At 41.9% G+C, this 13,876-nt stretch carries 15 protein-coding genes; 3 read left to right on the forward strand and 12 right to left on the reverse strand.

Annotated elements, in window-relative coordinates:
• Positions 1 to 9: 9 nt before the first annotated feature.
• From ACEYV4_RS01035 to ACEYV4_RS01050, 4 genes are all read right to left on the reverse strand, one after another.
• On the reverse strand, positions 10 to 684 hold the full coding sequence (locus tag ACEYV4_RS01035) for a phosphatase PAP2 family protein (protein ID WP_373841585.1): 675 nt from the start codon (positions 682 to 684) through the stop codon (positions 10 to 12).
• A 46-nt stretch (positions 685 to 730) separates the two neighbouring features.
• On the reverse strand, positions 731 to 1,198 hold the full coding sequence (locus tag ACEYV4_RS01040; RefSeq protein WP_373841586.1) for a threonine/serine exporter family protein: 468 nt from the start codon (positions 1,196 to 1,198) through the stop codon (positions 731 to 733).
• 11 nt (positions 1,199 to 1,209) lie between these two features.
• Positions 1,210 to 1,965 (reverse strand): threonine/serine exporter family protein, encoded by a 756-nt coding sequence (locus tag ACEYV4_RS01045; RefSeq protein WP_373841587.1) that lies wholly within the window; start codon positions 1,963 to 1,965, stop codon positions 1,210 to 1,212.
• Between the two features lie 99 nt (positions 1,966 to 2,064).
• On the reverse strand, positions 2,065 to 2,718 hold the full coding sequence (locus ACEYV4_RS01050) for a metal-dependent transcriptional regulator (RefSeq protein WP_373841588.1): 654 nt from the start codon (positions 2,716 to 2,718) through the stop codon (positions 2,065 to 2,067).
• Between the two features lie 201 nt (positions 2,719 to 2,919).
• Between ACEYV4_RS01050 and ACEYV4_RS01055 the strand changes: the two genes are divergently transcribed.
• A complete protein-coding gene (locus ACEYV4_RS01055) occupies positions 2,920 to 3,864 on the forward strand; it encodes a cation diffusion facilitator family transporter (RefSeq protein ID WP_373841589.1) in 945 nt (314 codons plus the stop codon).
• A 101-nt stretch (positions 3,865 to 3,965) separates the two neighbouring features.
• Here ACEYV4_RS01055 and ACEYV4_RS01060 read toward each other — a convergent pair whose 3' ends face one another.
• The 7 genes from ACEYV4_RS01060 to ACEYV4_RS01090 all read right to left on the reverse strand — a co-directional run bounded on the left by ACEYV4_RS01060 (position 3,966) and on the right by ACEYV4_RS01090 (position 10,516).
• Complete coding sequence (locus tag ACEYV4_RS01060) at positions 3,966 to 4,652, reverse strand: VIT family protein (RefSeq protein ID WP_373841590.1); 687 nt, start codon at positions 4,650 to 4,652, stop codon at positions 3,966 to 3,968.
• A 15-nt stretch (positions 4,653 to 4,667) separates the two neighbouring features.
• A complete protein-coding gene (locus tag ACEYV4_RS01065) occupies positions 4,668 to 5,351 on the reverse strand; it encodes a VIT family protein (protein ID WP_373841591.1) in 684 nt (227 codons plus the stop codon).
• A 167-nt stretch (positions 5,352 to 5,518) separates the two neighbouring features.
• Positions 5,519 to 5,995, reverse strand: a complete 477-nt coding sequence (locus ACEYV4_RS01070; RefSeq protein WP_373841592.1) for a universal stress protein — start codon at positions 5,993 to 5,995, stop codon at positions 5,519 to 5,521.
• A 156-nt stretch (positions 5,996 to 6,151) separates the two neighbouring features.
• Complete coding sequence (locus ACEYV4_RS01075; RefSeq protein WP_373841593.1) at positions 6,152 to 7,339, reverse strand: lysostaphin resistance A-like protein; 1,188 nt, start codon at positions 7,337 to 7,339, stop codon at positions 6,152 to 6,154.
• 263 nt (positions 7,340 to 7,602) lie between these two features.
• The gene (rnjA, locus tag ACEYV4_RS01080) at positions 7,603 to 9,363 is read right to left on the reverse strand and encodes a ribonuclease J1 (protein WP_373841594.1); all 1,761 of its coding nucleotides are present in this window, start codon (positions 9,361 to 9,363) and stop codon (positions 7,603 to 7,605) included.
• 268 nt (positions 9,364 to 9,631) lie between these two features.
• Positions 9,632 to 9,979 carry a DUF3368 domain-containing protein gene (locus tag ACEYV4_RS01085; RefSeq protein WP_373841595.1) on the reverse strand — a complete coding sequence of 116 codons (348 nt, stop codon included), beginning with the start codon at positions 9,977 to 9,979 and terminating at the stop codon, positions 9,632 to 9,634.
• A gap of 96 nt (positions 9,980 to 10,075) precedes the next feature.
• A complete protein-coding gene (locus tag ACEYV4_RS01090) occupies positions 10,076 to 10,516 on the reverse strand; it encodes a MerR family transcriptional regulator (RefSeq protein WP_373841596.1) in 441 nt (146 codons plus the stop codon).
• Positions 10,517 to 10,713: 197 nt separating this feature from the next.
• On the opposite strand from ACEYV4_RS01090, the gene ACEYV4_RS01095 reads away from it, so the two are divergent.
• Together ACEYV4_RS01095 and ACEYV4_RS01100 are read left to right on the forward strand one after the other, a co-directional pair.
• Entirely contained in the window at positions 10,714 to 12,171 is a 1,458-nt protein-coding gene (locus ACEYV4_RS01095) for an MDR family MFS transporter (RefSeq protein ID WP_373841627.1), read from the forward strand.
• Positions 12,168 to 12,731 (forward strand): DUF4811 domain-containing protein, encoded by a 564-nt coding sequence (locus tag ACEYV4_RS01100; RefSeq protein WP_373841597.1) that lies wholly within the window; start codon positions 12,168 to 12,170, stop codon positions 12,729 to 12,731. Before ACEYV4_RS01095 ends, ACEYV4_RS01100 begins: the two co-directional genes overlap by 4 nt.
• Positions 12,732 to 12,958: 227 nt before the next feature.
• Here the strand turns inward: ACEYV4_RS01100 and ACEYV4_RS01105 are convergent, their stop codons facing one another.
• Complete coding sequence (locus ACEYV4_RS01105) at positions 12,959 to 13,837, reverse strand: RluA family pseudouridine synthase (protein WP_373841598.1); 879 nt, start codon at positions 13,835 to 13,837, stop codon at positions 12,959 to 12,961.
• Between the last annotated feature and the right edge of the window lie 39 nt (positions 13,838 to 13,876).

Below are 13,876 nucleotides of genomic sequence, written 5' to 3' on the forward strand. Positions count from 1 at the left end.
GCTTTCCTCTTAAATTTCAGAATCTGACAAGAATGCTACTCGACGCAAACGTGGTGCCCAAGCCACATACAACCACTCAGCACATTGAAGCCAAGCGTAAGCAAGCAGCATTGCCCCAATCGTATCAAAAGGCCAATGTGCATACAGGTAAACCCGGGAAACCGCCACAAAAAAGACGACAAAGACAATCAATATCTGACAAATGGTTCGGGTCGAGTGTTTACGAAGCAATGGAATAACAATCAACAATAAGATCGCCGCCACTAAAAAGATTCCTAAGGTGTGACCGCTCGGAAAACTATAACCATTATCAGCTGCTAAGTGTTGAGCTGGACGAGCCCGTTTAACGATATGCTTGAAGATTTCTCCTAAAATATCGCCACCAAACAAGGTACCGAGTGCCCATAATGCCGGAATCCGGTAACGCTTAATCCACAGCCAAGCAGCGATGATTAAAGCCCATAAAATGTCCATCCCCGGTTTAGCCAGAAATGACAAAAGTGTCATCAAAGCATGAAGCCAGCCAGCTCCTTCAACATGTTGGCCAGTAAAAAGCGACTGTAAAACGGCATCAATCATTGTTAAAACTGATGAATTAAATTTAAGTAACAACATCAAAATAATAAACAATCCGCCACTGATGACAAAGCGACGCCATCGATAGTGATCTCGTTCAATAAACATTTTTAATTTTAGTCTCCTATTTTAGATTTCAACTGAGTATACCACATTATCGAGTCCTTTTAATAATTTGCCAATGATGATAATGAATAATACGGTTCAAAAGTTCTCCTAGTCCAAAGCCAAGGGTAATAGCCCCGACAATCACCACTACCTGATAAAAATATATATTCACCAAGTGATAATTACCAATCGCAAAATTACGCACCATCTTATAAGCCTGACCACCAGGTACAAATGGGACTAAGGCCGGTACTTCAAAAACAATTGCGGGCATTTTCTTGTGTTGGGCGGCAAAGCGACTACAGACAGCAATTAAAACCGCCGCCGCTAAGTTGCTAAACGACAAACCAATCCCCTTTTGGTCGTACATAATCCAATAAACCACCCATACTCCACCACCAATAATACCCGCAACGTTATATGCACGGACAGGAATATGGAGTAAAATTCCAAAGCAAATGGTTGAAATATAGGAAAGAATAAACTGAAGTGATAAATTTAACCAATAATGCATTATCCCGCCCCCTAAGCAAAGTGCAAGACGATCACGATTGCACTTCCAATAGCCACGGCCGTTAACGTGGCTTCAACTCCGCGAGTTGGTCCACTGATCAGGTTACCCGAAACCAGGTCGCGTGCGGCATTAGTTAACGGAATTCCCGGAACCAACGGCATCACTGCTCCAATGATAATGTCGTTAACATTCTGTGCCCAACCGAGTTTTACCAGCAGGACAGCTAAAAAACCAATTACTAAAGAAGAACAAAATTCACCTAAGTATTGAATTTTAAATTTACGAATCATATAAGAAAAAACGGCATAACTAACACCACCATCGATAAAGCCAGCCCAGCAGTCTTGGTAATCACCAGTAAAGACAATCATCAAGGCCAAACTTAAAATTGCCGCTGCCAGAGCTTCAATTAGGTTTTGATACTTGTAAGGGCCCTGACGATCGACCCACTGTAACTGAGCGTAGGCTTCTGGTAAGGTAACCAAGCCCTGGGCCATTTCCCGGGAAATTTCATTAACGGCCGTCACCTTACTCAAATCATTTTTACGTCGCCGAATATCCATTACAATCGCATTAGGCATTTTATTTGCTCCTAACACCATTCCGGTCACGGTAGTAAAGGCTTGAAAGTCCTCTAATCCTGCACTATTAGCCATTCGATGGAGAGTGTCATTAACCCGATCCATGTTCGATCCATTTTCCACTAGTAATCGTCCAGCTAGAGAACAAGTTCGCAATGCCAAGCGTCGTCGCTTCTTGGTTAACACTATTTTTCCACTTCCCTCAGTAAGGTTTGTTTATAAGTGTATTTTAGCAAAGAAAATTGCCCGGTAAACAAAATTATTGCTTACCGGGCTAACCGCAAACTATTTCTCATTAATAAAAATATTGTGAGCTGCTTTGTAAGAAACATTAATTGGTGTTTTTTCTCCTACTTTGGTAATCACAATGGGGCCTTCAAACGGTTCATGACGAACAACCATTACCTTATCCTGAGGACGAAGGTCAAGCTCCTCTAAATAGGTCAAGAGCTCATGGTTATCCAGAAAACGTTCTAGCTCTACTTTCTCGCCATCTTTGGCGTCAGCAAGCAAACGGTGGCTAACATCGGGAAAATGACCATTAGCTGCTGGAATTACCCCACCATGAGGACAGGTTTTGGGATGGTGAAGGAAATCATCTAAAGCCGTAGCTAGACGATCGCTCGTCTGGTGCTCAAGGACTTCAGCTTCCGGATGAACATCCGCAAAGTTATAATTGAGTTTATCCACCAAGAAAGCTTCCCACAGGCGGTGTTTACGAACAAGCTCAGCTGCATAACGCTGGCCCTTTTTAGTTAGTGTAATTCCCGCATACGGTTCGTGGACGACCAGTCCTTCATCCGCCAACTTGGAAACCATTTCAGTAACAGAACCAGCTGCAATTCCCAATCCTAAGGAAATATCCTTATTAGAAACCTTCTTGTAACTGCCGCCAAGTTCGAAAATGATTTTCAGGTAGTCTTCCTTCATTGGAGTCAATACTAATTCACCTCTAAGTAAGAATCTGGCCTTCGAACGGTCACGAAAATAATAGTCTCAATCACTCAGTTGAATATAAAATTATTATAGCATATCATGAAAGAGTAATTTGGAAACCCTAACTTTTACCGAGTAACAATTAATAATTATAGTCCGGTTAGGCAAACAATTGCAATTCATAACTAAGGAGCGACCAATTTTATGGAAGAAAAGATAACCGGTAAACGTTTTCTGGCGGTTACCTTACTCAATGTTTTAATCACCGTTGTCGAAATTATTGGAGGATTGATTTCCGGGAGCTTGGCCCTTTTGTCAGATGCCTTCCACAACATGGGTGATTCTTTCTCAATTGTTCTAGGTTACTTTGCTCAGCATATTGGCTGTCATCCCGAAACCCGTCAACGAACTTACGGATACCGACGTGCAGAAATCCTATCAGCACTTACTAATAGTCTTTTACTGGTTATCATTGCCATTTTCCTGATTGGTGAAGCCATCCAACGGCTTGATCATCCCCAGCACATTAATGGTGGGGTAATGATGATAGTAGCTATCATTGGGCTGTTGGCTAACCTTGCCTCCGCTCTTTTGCTGCACGCCGGCAGTCACGATAGCCTGAACGTCAAAGCTACCTATCTTCACGTGCTTTCTGATGCACTCTCATCGGTAGCGGTAATCATCGGTGGAGTAATCTTAACCTTTGTCAACATTCCCTGGTTAGACCCGTTCTTAACGATTGCTGTGGCCCTTTACATTGCTTACGAAGCTTGGCCAATCATTAATCAAACCGTCAAAATTTTAATGCAATCAGCACCAGATCTCGATTACGAAAGCATTGCTAGCGACATCAAAAAAGTCCCCGGAGTAATAGATGTTCACCATGTTCACGCTTGGATGATTGACGAACACCGGATCATTTTCTCTGCCCACCTTAATTGCCAAGACTTGCTACTCAGCCAAGTTGAAAAGATTTATACTCAAGTTGAAAAGATTTTGCGTGAAAAATATGGCATCTGTCACATTACCCTTCAAGCAGAATGTGCTCGGGGGCGCGATGAGGAACTTTTCAATACTCCGGTTGATGAAGAACACATTATTCAGGCCGACGGTTATAAAACTGGTCAGAAAACTTCACAATCACGTTAAAGCTTAAAATAAACGACGGCTAGTAAGAAATACATTTCTTACTAGCCGTCTATTTATTTTATAAATACCAGTTACCCAGCATAACATAACTAATAACTATTTTAGAATAATTTACCGACTCCATAGTGAATTGCTACAGTAATCAAGGCAATGATAATATTACGAATCACCGCAATCTTAACTAAACCATTGCCAAGTTTAGAACTAATAAATCCGGTTAAGGCACTTGTTAAAACAACCGCTAGAATAACCGCATACCATTTTAAGGCATTAGGTGCAAAGGTCATTGCGCAGAGTGGAAAAATTCCCCCAGCGGCAGCACTAAAGAGTGAAGAAAAAGCTGCATCCCAAGGACTCAGAAAATGCCCCAACTCAATGTCGTATTTAATTCGTACCATCGTTCGCAGTGGTTTTTTATTTAACAAATCTTTTGCAATTGCTAGCGAAGTCGTCGGAGTAACTCCTTTATTAATATAGTATTGCTTAACCGCAGTTAATTCGTCAGCAAAGTTGGTCTTTAATAGGTGTCGTTCCTTTTTAACCGCCGATTCCTCGGTATCACGCTGGGTAGAAACAGAAGCATATTCACCACAAGCCATTGAAAAAGCACAAGCTAATAGGTCCGAAAGGCCAGCGATGAAGATCGTAAAACGATTAGACGTTGCAGCCGCCACGGATACCAAAACCCCTACAACAGTCAAGATACCATCATTAGAGCCTAGTACACCAGCCCGCAAAGTATTTAATTTTTCTTCCATCGTCTGTTTTTGACGCTTAATCTTTGCCATTGTACTTCAATCCCCTTAATGAGCAAACAGCTGACCAATAATATAAGTTACACACATCGTCAAAAAGCCTGCCATCGCATTGCGAAGCATTGACTTTATTCGGTTAGCCTTACTAAGGATGGCGGCACAATAACCGGTAATCAGAAGTGCCACTAAAACAGCGATCATCGTTGCCAAGATCCGAACGTCACCGGGAGCCATCGTGACCGCTACCATTGGTAAAATAGAACCAGTAGGAAAAGAAATAAAAGAAGCAATTGCGGCCGCATACGGACTCGTAAAATCGCGTGGATTAAAGCCATACCGTTCTTGAACGGCTGTTCCCAAGGCATCTTTATCCATCAGTTCCGTAGTTGCTTGATGTGCAAGTTGTGGATCAATATCTTGTTTTTCATACTTTCTTTGAACGTAATTAAACTCTTGTTGGTATTGGTCAGCTAACCGCTGACGTTCACTAATCAACGCCATCTTTTGAGAATCCTTTTGGGTAGAAACGGAAACGTATTCCCCCATGCACATTGAAATTGTCCCGGCTAGGCTTCCGGATAGTCCAGAAATTAAAATAGAATAAGGATTACTAGTTGCGGCTGCCACACCGATAACAATCCCAGCAACAGAAATAATTCCATCGTTAGCTCCCATCACACTGGCCCGCAGAACATTGACCTTTTGTGCTAGCGACATTTTTTTCTTTGGCATTACGTCGCCTTCCCCTCTTAGTTTAGAATTATTATAACATAAAAATAATGTATTTCAACCTAACGTATGGCAATAAGTATCCTAATTTAGAAACGTTCAAATAATTAATAGTATACAAAAAGACGATGGCCAGTTTGGCTATCGTCCTGTTGCCTTCTAAAATTGGCTTATTTGTTATCTTCAACTGCTGTCGTACGAATTACAAAAACAGAGGTTCCGGCGTGACGGGTCATATAAGATGCCTGAGAACCAACGGCCTTTCGGTTACCCCATTTACCGATTGAACCAACAATTAGTAAATCAGGCTGGAAAGCAGGAATGACATGGTTGCAGATCCGTTCCGCTGGCCGCTCACCCTGGTCAACAATGGCCGTAATCTTTTTGGGATCAACACCATAATCAATGGCAGCCTGGACATATTCATTAACCCGTTTCCGCAATTCATCCTCACTACTGTGAACATAGTCCTTGTCTAGAATCTGGTAAACACTAACGTGGCCGGTTTCAAGAATCGAAACGATCCCTAATTCAGAACCATTACGTTTAGCCTTATCGACTGCATATGAAAAAGCAGCCCGGGCATCCGGTGCGTCATCAACCCCAACGAGGATTCGCTTGAATTTCTTTGGTGTAATCTTAAACATTAATATACCCCTCTCTCCATTTTCATTTAACGATCTAGATATTGCTTACCCGCCTTCGTTAAACTTACAATTTCTATATTACTACTTATCTAGCATTTGTAAATAATTATTTTTGGTATTCCTAAAATAAAAGTCTCTATTCATTGGACTTCAGTATTAATACCGAATTGAAAAGCCAAAACGTTGATGTTCACCTGTTAAACGGGCCACATGCCGCTCCATTACGTGGCGTCGTTGGCCAAACATCATCCATGCCGCTATTCCGACAAAGACGACCAATTCCACTAACACGCTTACCCAATCTTGCCAGGAGGTTGTTCCTCGCATTAAATCAGAACCGGTTACCACAAAGCTCGTCCAATCCAGTAAGCCATGCATTAACATTGCCAACCAAAGTTGACCTGTATAAACATAAACAATGGCAAAAAATAGCCCTAAAGCAAAAGCACTAACTGCTTGTAAAATTGTCATATCCCAATGTTGTAAGGCAGCATTTGATAAGTGTGCCAAGCCAAATAGCAAGGCGCTAACCACGATTGCCAAGGGTAAACGTTGCTTGAAATTGCGCCAAGCATAAAACAGGATCCCAAGGATTGCAAAACGAAAAAGTGTTTCTTCCAAAACAGCGGCTTCAAAGGCGGACATGGTTAAATCCCAACTTGCCTCATGAAGATTAGGCACCTCACCGATATTAAGAGCGGTGAAAATTAAGTCAAGGGCAACAAGTCCTAAGAGAATCCACCAGTTAAAATCATTGCTCCATTGCGGACGAAGACCCGGCCAAGAAAGTTTCCAGGCCCGCATGGCGGTCATGATTAAAACAAAGTAGGATACTGCTCCCACTGCCCCCGTTGATAACGCCATTAAAAGAAAATGGTTATCAACCAGGTTAGTTGGTAAGGCCATCAGGGGTAAGAAGGCCACAAGAATTGTCCAAAATACAAAAATAAAGCGTTCAATACTGAAAGTTAGCTGTCCACCGATTACGTTGGCAAAGGGGGCAAACATGACAAAATAATAGATAATCATTAGGGTAACTACACCACGCGATGGCAAATGTAGTAAAACAATTATTTCCCGGGTAATAACATCCCAAGCCATAATAAGAATTAATGGTTGCAAAAGAACTTGGAGCCATGCATTAATCCGTTTAATAACTGCCGGCAGCTGGTCAAGAATTTCAACAATCAGGCCAATTGCTAGCACTGCTACCATCACCAGTAATAATGCAGCTATTCGCCGACGATCAAATTCATAGTTACGAATCATCATCATTGCCAGGATTAATAGGGTGGCCCCAATCTGAACCCGGTACCAAATTTTTAAATAATCACTTCCAGACATCTGGAATTCCTTCCTCTCTTTCATGAATTACAATTTACTAATTAATATTGATGATACCAGAAAACTAAGCTAATTTTAATGCTATCCAAAAAAAGAGGCTTGCTCAGAAAATATTTCCGCAAGTCTCTTCTACTTAATCTTAATTGTGACTAGTCGCTGACTGTTGATCATGTTTCTTTGAATTATTCGTGTGTGATCGGCGGTGATGTTGATGATGCTCATTCTTATTACCGTGTTGAGCGCTATTAGTTCTTTGACGGTGTTCATTCTTCCTTCTTATTATTACGGTGGCGATTTGAACGCCGATAATGATGATTCTCTGACCGATGATTCCCATTTAAGATGGTAATCATTGGAATAATGACTGGTTTACGACCCGTTCGGTCAAAAAGCAATTTTTGTAACCGACTAATAATTGTCCGGTTCAACGCCCGCTGGTCCACATGTTTGTGATTCTTAAAGGTATTCAAAATTGCCCAGAAGACCTCATGGTTAGCCGCCTTGATTAATTCTTGCGATTCATGCATATAGACAAAGCCTCGGGAAACAATATCTGGGCCTGCTACAATTTGGTAATCTTTCAGGTCAACCACGGCAATTGCGGTAACTACACCTTCCTCAGATAGGAGCCGCCGTTCACGAATTTCTGGATTACCAACCGTGTCGCCAGCATCCCGGCCATCAATATAAACATCACTGACGCTATCAATATGATCAGCCAGCCGACAAGAATCCTTTGTTAATGCCAAAACATCCCCGTTTTCCAAAATAAAGCAGTTTTGCTTCGGTACCCCGGTCAATTGAGCCAACTTGGTATGAATCTTTTGCATCCGGTACTCACCATGCACCGGTGCAAAAAACTTGGGCTTCATTAAACGTAACATAAATTCTTCATCAATCTGACCACCATGACCAGAAGTGTGAATATTGTTAACGTAACCATGAACTACGCTTGCGCCATCCTCTTCCAGCTTATTGATTAAGGCGTTAACACTAGTGGTATTGCCCGGAATTGGATTAGAGGAGAAGACTACCGTATCCCCTGGCTGAATAGAAATCTGCCGGTGAGTCCCGTTAGCAATCCGGCTCAGGGCCGCCATTGGTTCACCCTGAGACCCAGTACACATAATCAGGACCTTTTCCGGTGGATAATTATTAATATCATTTTGGTCAATTAAGGAATCTTTGGGAATGTTTAAGTACCCTAGTTCCTGGCCAGCCGCAATGGCATTTTCCATGCTTCGACCAAAAACGGCAATCTTACGGCCCTGAGCAATAGCAGCATCAGAAGCTTCCCGCAACCGATAAACATTGGAAGCAAAAGAAGCAAAGATAATTCGTCCCTTAATCCGCTCAAAGATTCGGCGAATATGGATATCAACCCACCGCTCAGATTTTGTAAATTGCGGACGTTCTGCATTGGTCGAATCGGAAGCTAGGAGAAGAACTCCATCATCCCCTAGTTTGGCCATTTGCTGAAGATTAGGACCTGGCAGGTGCCCAACCGGGGTTAAATCAAATTTGAAATCCCCAGTGTAAACAATCGTTCCTTGAGGAGTGTGAACCGCTACCCCAATAGTATCTGGAATGGAGTGAGTCGTTCTAAAGAAACTAACCCATAACTTCTTAAAGTGCACCTCATCGAATTCATTAATTTCATGCAATTCAGCGTTGCGCAGCAAATGTTTTTCATCAAGTTTTCCCTTGATCAGCGACATTGCAAACGGGGTAGCGTAGATTGGCACATTGATCTTTTGTAGAAGAAATGGCAATCCGCCAATATGGTCTTCATGACCGTGAGTAATGAAGATTCCCTTGATTTTATCCTTATTTTCTACCAGGTAGTCATAGTTTTGAATGACATAATCAACCCCCAGCAACTCATCTTCAGGGAAAAGAACGCCACAATCAATAATAACAATTTCATCCTGGAACTGAACACAGTACATATTCTTGCCGATTTCGCCAAGGCCACCCATGGCGTAAAAGGCAACTTCGTTATTCTTAATTTTTAACTTTGCCATAATACCTTTCTTTCCTTTTTTATTTAACAATTCTCACGCATAAGTTCTCACGGAAAAATAAGTAGGCCAAAAGAACCGCTTTGTGATTTACAAGGTCGGTAAATACTTATTCAATTGGCAATCATTTGGGTTATTTTTTATCCGTACGTAAAACTGCTTTTATTTTACCACAACTAAGTACAATGAGGATAGTAAATTAAAAGCAAAGCAAAAAGGAGACGACATGCCATTGAGGCAATGTCATCTCCTTTTTAGGGCTAATATGGATTTAGTCTTCATTTGGTAACTTAATTTCTTGTTCTTCCCAGTTCTTTTCCCAGCCAGAAACCGGTTCGCCATCTTCTTGATATAAAACATCTGTCAATTCATTCAGAAGTTTCTCATAACAAGGTTTAGATAAGCGGTAACTTTCAGCAATTAATTCTGTGTGACCCATAAATTTATTCAAGTTCAAGATTTCATTAATGGTACTCATTACACCATTATCAACCTTTGACCCCAGAATCTCTAGATTATTTTGCTGGTACTGGTTAATGTAATAACTAATAAAAGACTTCAAGGCTGTTTCCTTGGCATCGGCATCGAGGTCCGTATAGTGTACTCCTTGCTCACTCACAAGTGTCGTCCTCCTTTATACAAAAATTTAAGGATTATTATTCACTATTCCACCATAACACAAAATAGTCATAATGGAATGACTAAATCGTACTTCTCATTGTCTAGGACGAAGATGGAGACTAGTCTGACCATTCTTCACCAGGGCATAAACTTCCTTTGTTGGGTCATCGGTTAGCGGTCCTAGCTCCACTTCCCCACTGTGCTCACCAAGTTGTCGAACATTAGTGATTCGATCTCCTATGAATTGCTTAAAAACAGCCATATTCTCACGACGCTGACGTTCCTTCTGAACAGCAGCTGTCAAAGTATATCCCTGATCCAAAAAATATTTGATAATCGCTACTTGAAAAATAGTAACTAGGCTAAAACGGTGATTAGCATTTTGCTGGTTCTGCTCAGACTTAATGTACCCCTTTCTTTCCCAGTAGCGAACTTGGCGTGGCGATACTCCAGTTTCTTTTGCTAATTCTGTCAAGCTAATTTTCAATTGACCACTTACACAGAGGTTACGTAACCGTTGAGCTAACGAATCCATTCAATTTCTCCTTTCAACGATTAAATTATCATACTAAAAATATATCTTATTTAACATTTTTGTCAAATAATTTGACAAAAATGTTAAATTATCTTACTATCATAACCATGACAAAAAAATGAAAAGAGGTCTTCCACGTGAATAACAATGCCGCAGCTAATGTCGACATTAATAATCAACCATATAATCGTTCTCTAATGGTCCTAGTCCTCTTGATTGGGGCCTTTTGTACGGTTCTTAACCAAACCATTCTTTCGACAGCCTTTCCTGCCTTGATGAATGCCTTCAATATTAGTACTTCAACAGTCCAATGGCTTACAACTGGTTTCTTAATGGTCAACGGTATCATGATCCCGATCAGTGCTTACCTAAGTAGCCGTTTCAATACCAAATGGCTCTTTATTATTGCCATGATTATTTTTGAAATTGGCACAGTCATGGCTTGGTTAGCGCCATCCTTTGGTGTCCTGTTTGCCGCTCGACTTACCCAAGCGGTCGGGGTGGGAATCACCATGCCACTAATGCAGAACATTATGATGTTGATCTATCCACCAGAAAAGCGGGGAGCTGCCATGGGGCTAAACGGTTTAGTCATTGGTTTGGCTCCAGCAATCGGGCCCACGCTTTCTGGATGGGTTATTGATAACTATAGTTGGCGCTGGCTCTTCGGTATGATTGTGCCAATTACTGCTTTGGTTATCATTGCTAGTTTTTTCCTCGTTAAAAACGTGATCCCCAACCACCATCCTCAACTTGACTGGTTATCTGTTGTCTTATCAACGGCCGGCTTCGGTAGCATGCTTTATGGCTTTTCCAGTGTGGGTGATAAAGGCTGGACTAGTCCACTGGTTATCAGCACGATCATCATCGGTGCTATTCTCGTGGTTATCCTCGTGTTGCGGCAAAATAAGCTTGATGAACCTTTCCTAGAATTTAAGGTCTTTGAAAGTGCCGAATACACCTTGGCTACAATCTTGAGTTCAATCGTCATGATGGCCATGGTTGGAGTAGAACTGGTTATTCCCCTTTACTTGCAAATCATTCATGGTATGTCGGCCTTTCATTCAGGGCTCACCTTGCTTTTTGGAGCTTTGTTAATGGGGATTATGAGTCCAGTAACTGGAACCCTCTTTGATCGCTACGGTGCTAAACGGCTGGCCGTTACCGGGATGTTCATTTTGACTGTTGGTACCTTGCCTTTTGCTTTTATTACTCGTGATACACCAACTCTTTACATCGTTTTCTTATATGCAGTGCGGATGTTTGGTATTTCCATGGTAATGATGCCGGTCACCACCGCCGGAATGAATTCTTTACCTATTAACTTAATTGCCCACGGAACAGCAGTTAATAACACCTTACGGCAAGTTGCCACTTCTGTAGGGACAGCAATTATGATTTCCGTCCTTACCAATATTACTAACAACCACAAGCCCGCTCATGCACTGCTAAGCCAGGCACCGTTGCAATACAAGTCCAAGATGTTTGATGCTACGTTGATGGGCTACCATGCTGCCTTCTGGTTTGCAATCGTTTTTTCACTACTCGGCCTTGTCTTAACATTCTTCGTCACGAGTGGGAATGGGATCCATCCACGAATCGGCAATGCCGACATCGTTAACTCCACCAATCGAAAGGAGGATCAAGAATCATGATCGTTATTATTATGTTTGCAGCCGCAATTGCCTTTTTCCTTAGTGTAATGCTAGTCAAAAATTTTGGCATGCGAGTTGCCTTAACGACTATCACTGGTCTACTCTTCGTTGGCTCGACCGCACTGATGACTCTTAACTATAGTCATCATTTTGGGATGTACCAAGTTACTACGACTACCAATCGTCGAATCTATTCAGCAGCGCCTACAATGCCCTTAGCACTTTATCAACCTGTTGGCACCAATGGCGAAGATAACGTTTATATCTATAAGACGACCCTTCATCAGCAAAAGCCCCAACATACTCAAGCCAACGAATACACACACAGTAAAATTAAGTGGACCAACCGAACCACCCCACGGCTTGTCACCACGGAAACTCGCTGGCGTTACAAGAATAATTTTTACCGGGTCCTTTACGCATGGTCCGGAATGAACAAGGGCCTGGTTAAGCGTACTAATACTCTGGAATATCCTCAAACCTACGTTAAATTAACGGTTAAACAGGCTAGTAAATTACAAGCGGCTGCCAAGTCGCCACAAGTCGCCACAAGCAGTTAAAGGACAAGCAACTGCCCAACAGGCTGGTAAAGCTTATGTAAGTGCTCAGATAAAAAAGGCAATGATCAAAAATCCACACTTAAGTGCTAAACAAAGACAACAAGTGATCCAACACGCTAAACAAGAATTCCAAGCTCAACAAGTTAGACAACTGTTAAAGCAAATGCATTAGATTTAAAAGGCTGACGGGAAGGAAACTTTCTCGTCAGCCTTTTAGTTTTGACTCTTCATTGAATTATAAACTGCTTAAATTCAATTGGCAACGGTGAAGTAAAGGTTAATTGCCGTAACGTAAAGGGATCAGTGAATGACAACTTCGCGGCATGCAATAATTGATGGTCAACACCAGTTACCATTCCACCATATAGTGAATCACCCATTAATGGATGACCAATGCTAGCAAAATGTACCCGGATCTGGTGTGTCCGACCAGTATGTAGACGGATTCGTACCAAGGTCCAAGTCGAATTACGTTTTTCGACCCAATATTCGGTTCGGGCTGTTTGACCATCCTGAGCAACTACCCGGCGGGCCTGACCAGGGCGGCGGGCAATTGGCCGTTCAATCATACCATGATCATCTTTAACTACCCCTTTAACTAAGGCCGAATATTCTTTCAACATTTGGTGTTGCTGGACTTGCTGACTAATCATGCTAGAAGCAACATGATGTTTAGCAACTAAAAGCAACCCACTAGTATCACGATCTAGCCTGGTGATCAGGTGGGGCCGTAAATCTGGTGCCTGTTTTTGCTTTAAATAACCCTTAATCTGGTTAAGAATCGTTGTTTCTTGGTTGCTGGGACCCGGAATTGAACTAATCCCAGTTGGCTTATCAATTACTAACCAGTTGGCATCCTCATAAGTCACCTGAAGGGGTAACGTACTAGCAATAACTCGAGGATCAGAGGGCTCTGGTTGAACTTTGATGGTTAATGGTTGGTTAGGCAATATTTTGGTGGTTGGCCGTACTGGACGGTGGTCAACCAGAAAGGTTCCTTGTCCATTTTTTATTTCATTGAAAAGACGGTGTCCCATTCCCAACTGTTGTAAATATTTCTTAATCTTGATTGGCTTGGTTCCTCGATAAACCCATGTATTTTCCATCTGTTTCCTCCAATGCAAAATAAAAAAGCTGAGTATCAG

It is taken from the genome of Limosilactobacillus sp., assembly GCF_041859915.1.
GTDB lineage: Bacteria > Bacillota > Bacilli > Lactobacillales > Lactobacillaceae > Limosilactobacillus.

What these genes read in the sequence shown, in the direction of transcription:
- ACEYV4_RS01035 (WP_373841585.1), bottom strand. Translation starts at nt 684, where the DNA reads ATGTTTATTGAACGAGATCACTATCGATGGCGTCGCTTTGTCATCAGT.
- ACEYV4_RS01040 (WP_373841586.1), bottom strand. Translation starts at nt 1,198, where the DNA reads ATGCATTATTGGTTAAATTTATCACTTCAGTTTATTCTTTCCTATATT.
- ACEYV4_RS01055 (WP_373841589.1), top strand. Translation starts at nt 2,920, where the DNA reads ATGGAAGAAAAGATAACCGGTAAACGTTTTCTGGCGGTTACCTTACTC.
- ACEYV4_RS01060 (WP_373841590.1), bottom strand. Translation starts at nt 4,652, where the DNA reads ATGGCAAAGATTAAGCGTCAAAAACAGACGATGGAAGAAAAATTAAAT.
- ACEYV4_RS01065 (WP_373841591.1), bottom strand. Translation starts at nt 5,351, where the DNA reads ATGCCAAAGAAAAAAATGTCGCTAGCACAAAAGGTCAATGTTCTGCGG.
- ACEYV4_RS01070 (WP_373841592.1), bottom strand. Translation starts at nt 5,995, where the DNA reads ATGTTTAAGATTACACCAAAGAAATTCAAGCGAATCCTCGTTGGGGTT.
- ACEYV4_RS01075 (WP_373841593.1), bottom strand. Translation starts at nt 7,339, where the DNA reads ATGTCTGGAAGTGATTATTTAAAAATTTGGTACCGGGTTCAGATTGGG.
- rnjA (WP_373841594.1), bottom strand. Translation starts at nt 9,363, where the DNA reads ATGGCAAAGTTAAAAATTAAGAATAACGAAGTTGCCTTTTACGCCATG.
- ACEYV4_RS01090 (WP_373841596.1), bottom strand. Translation starts at nt 10,516, where the DNA reads ATGGATTCGTTAGCTCAACGGTTACGTAACCTCTGTGTAAGTGGTCAA.
- ACEYV4_RS01095 (WP_373841627.1), top strand. Translation starts at nt 10,714, where the DNA reads ATGGTCCTAGTCCTCTTGATTGGGGCCTTTTGTACGGTTCTTAACCAA.
- ACEYV4_RS01100 (WP_373841597.1), top strand. Translation starts at nt 12,168, where the DNA reads ATGATCGTTATTATTATGTTTGCAGCCGCAATTGCCTTTTTCCTTAGT.
- ACEYV4_RS01105 (WP_373841598.1), bottom strand. Translation starts at nt 13,837, where the DNA reads ATGGAAAATACATGGGTTTATCGAGGAACCAAGCCAATCAAGATTAAG.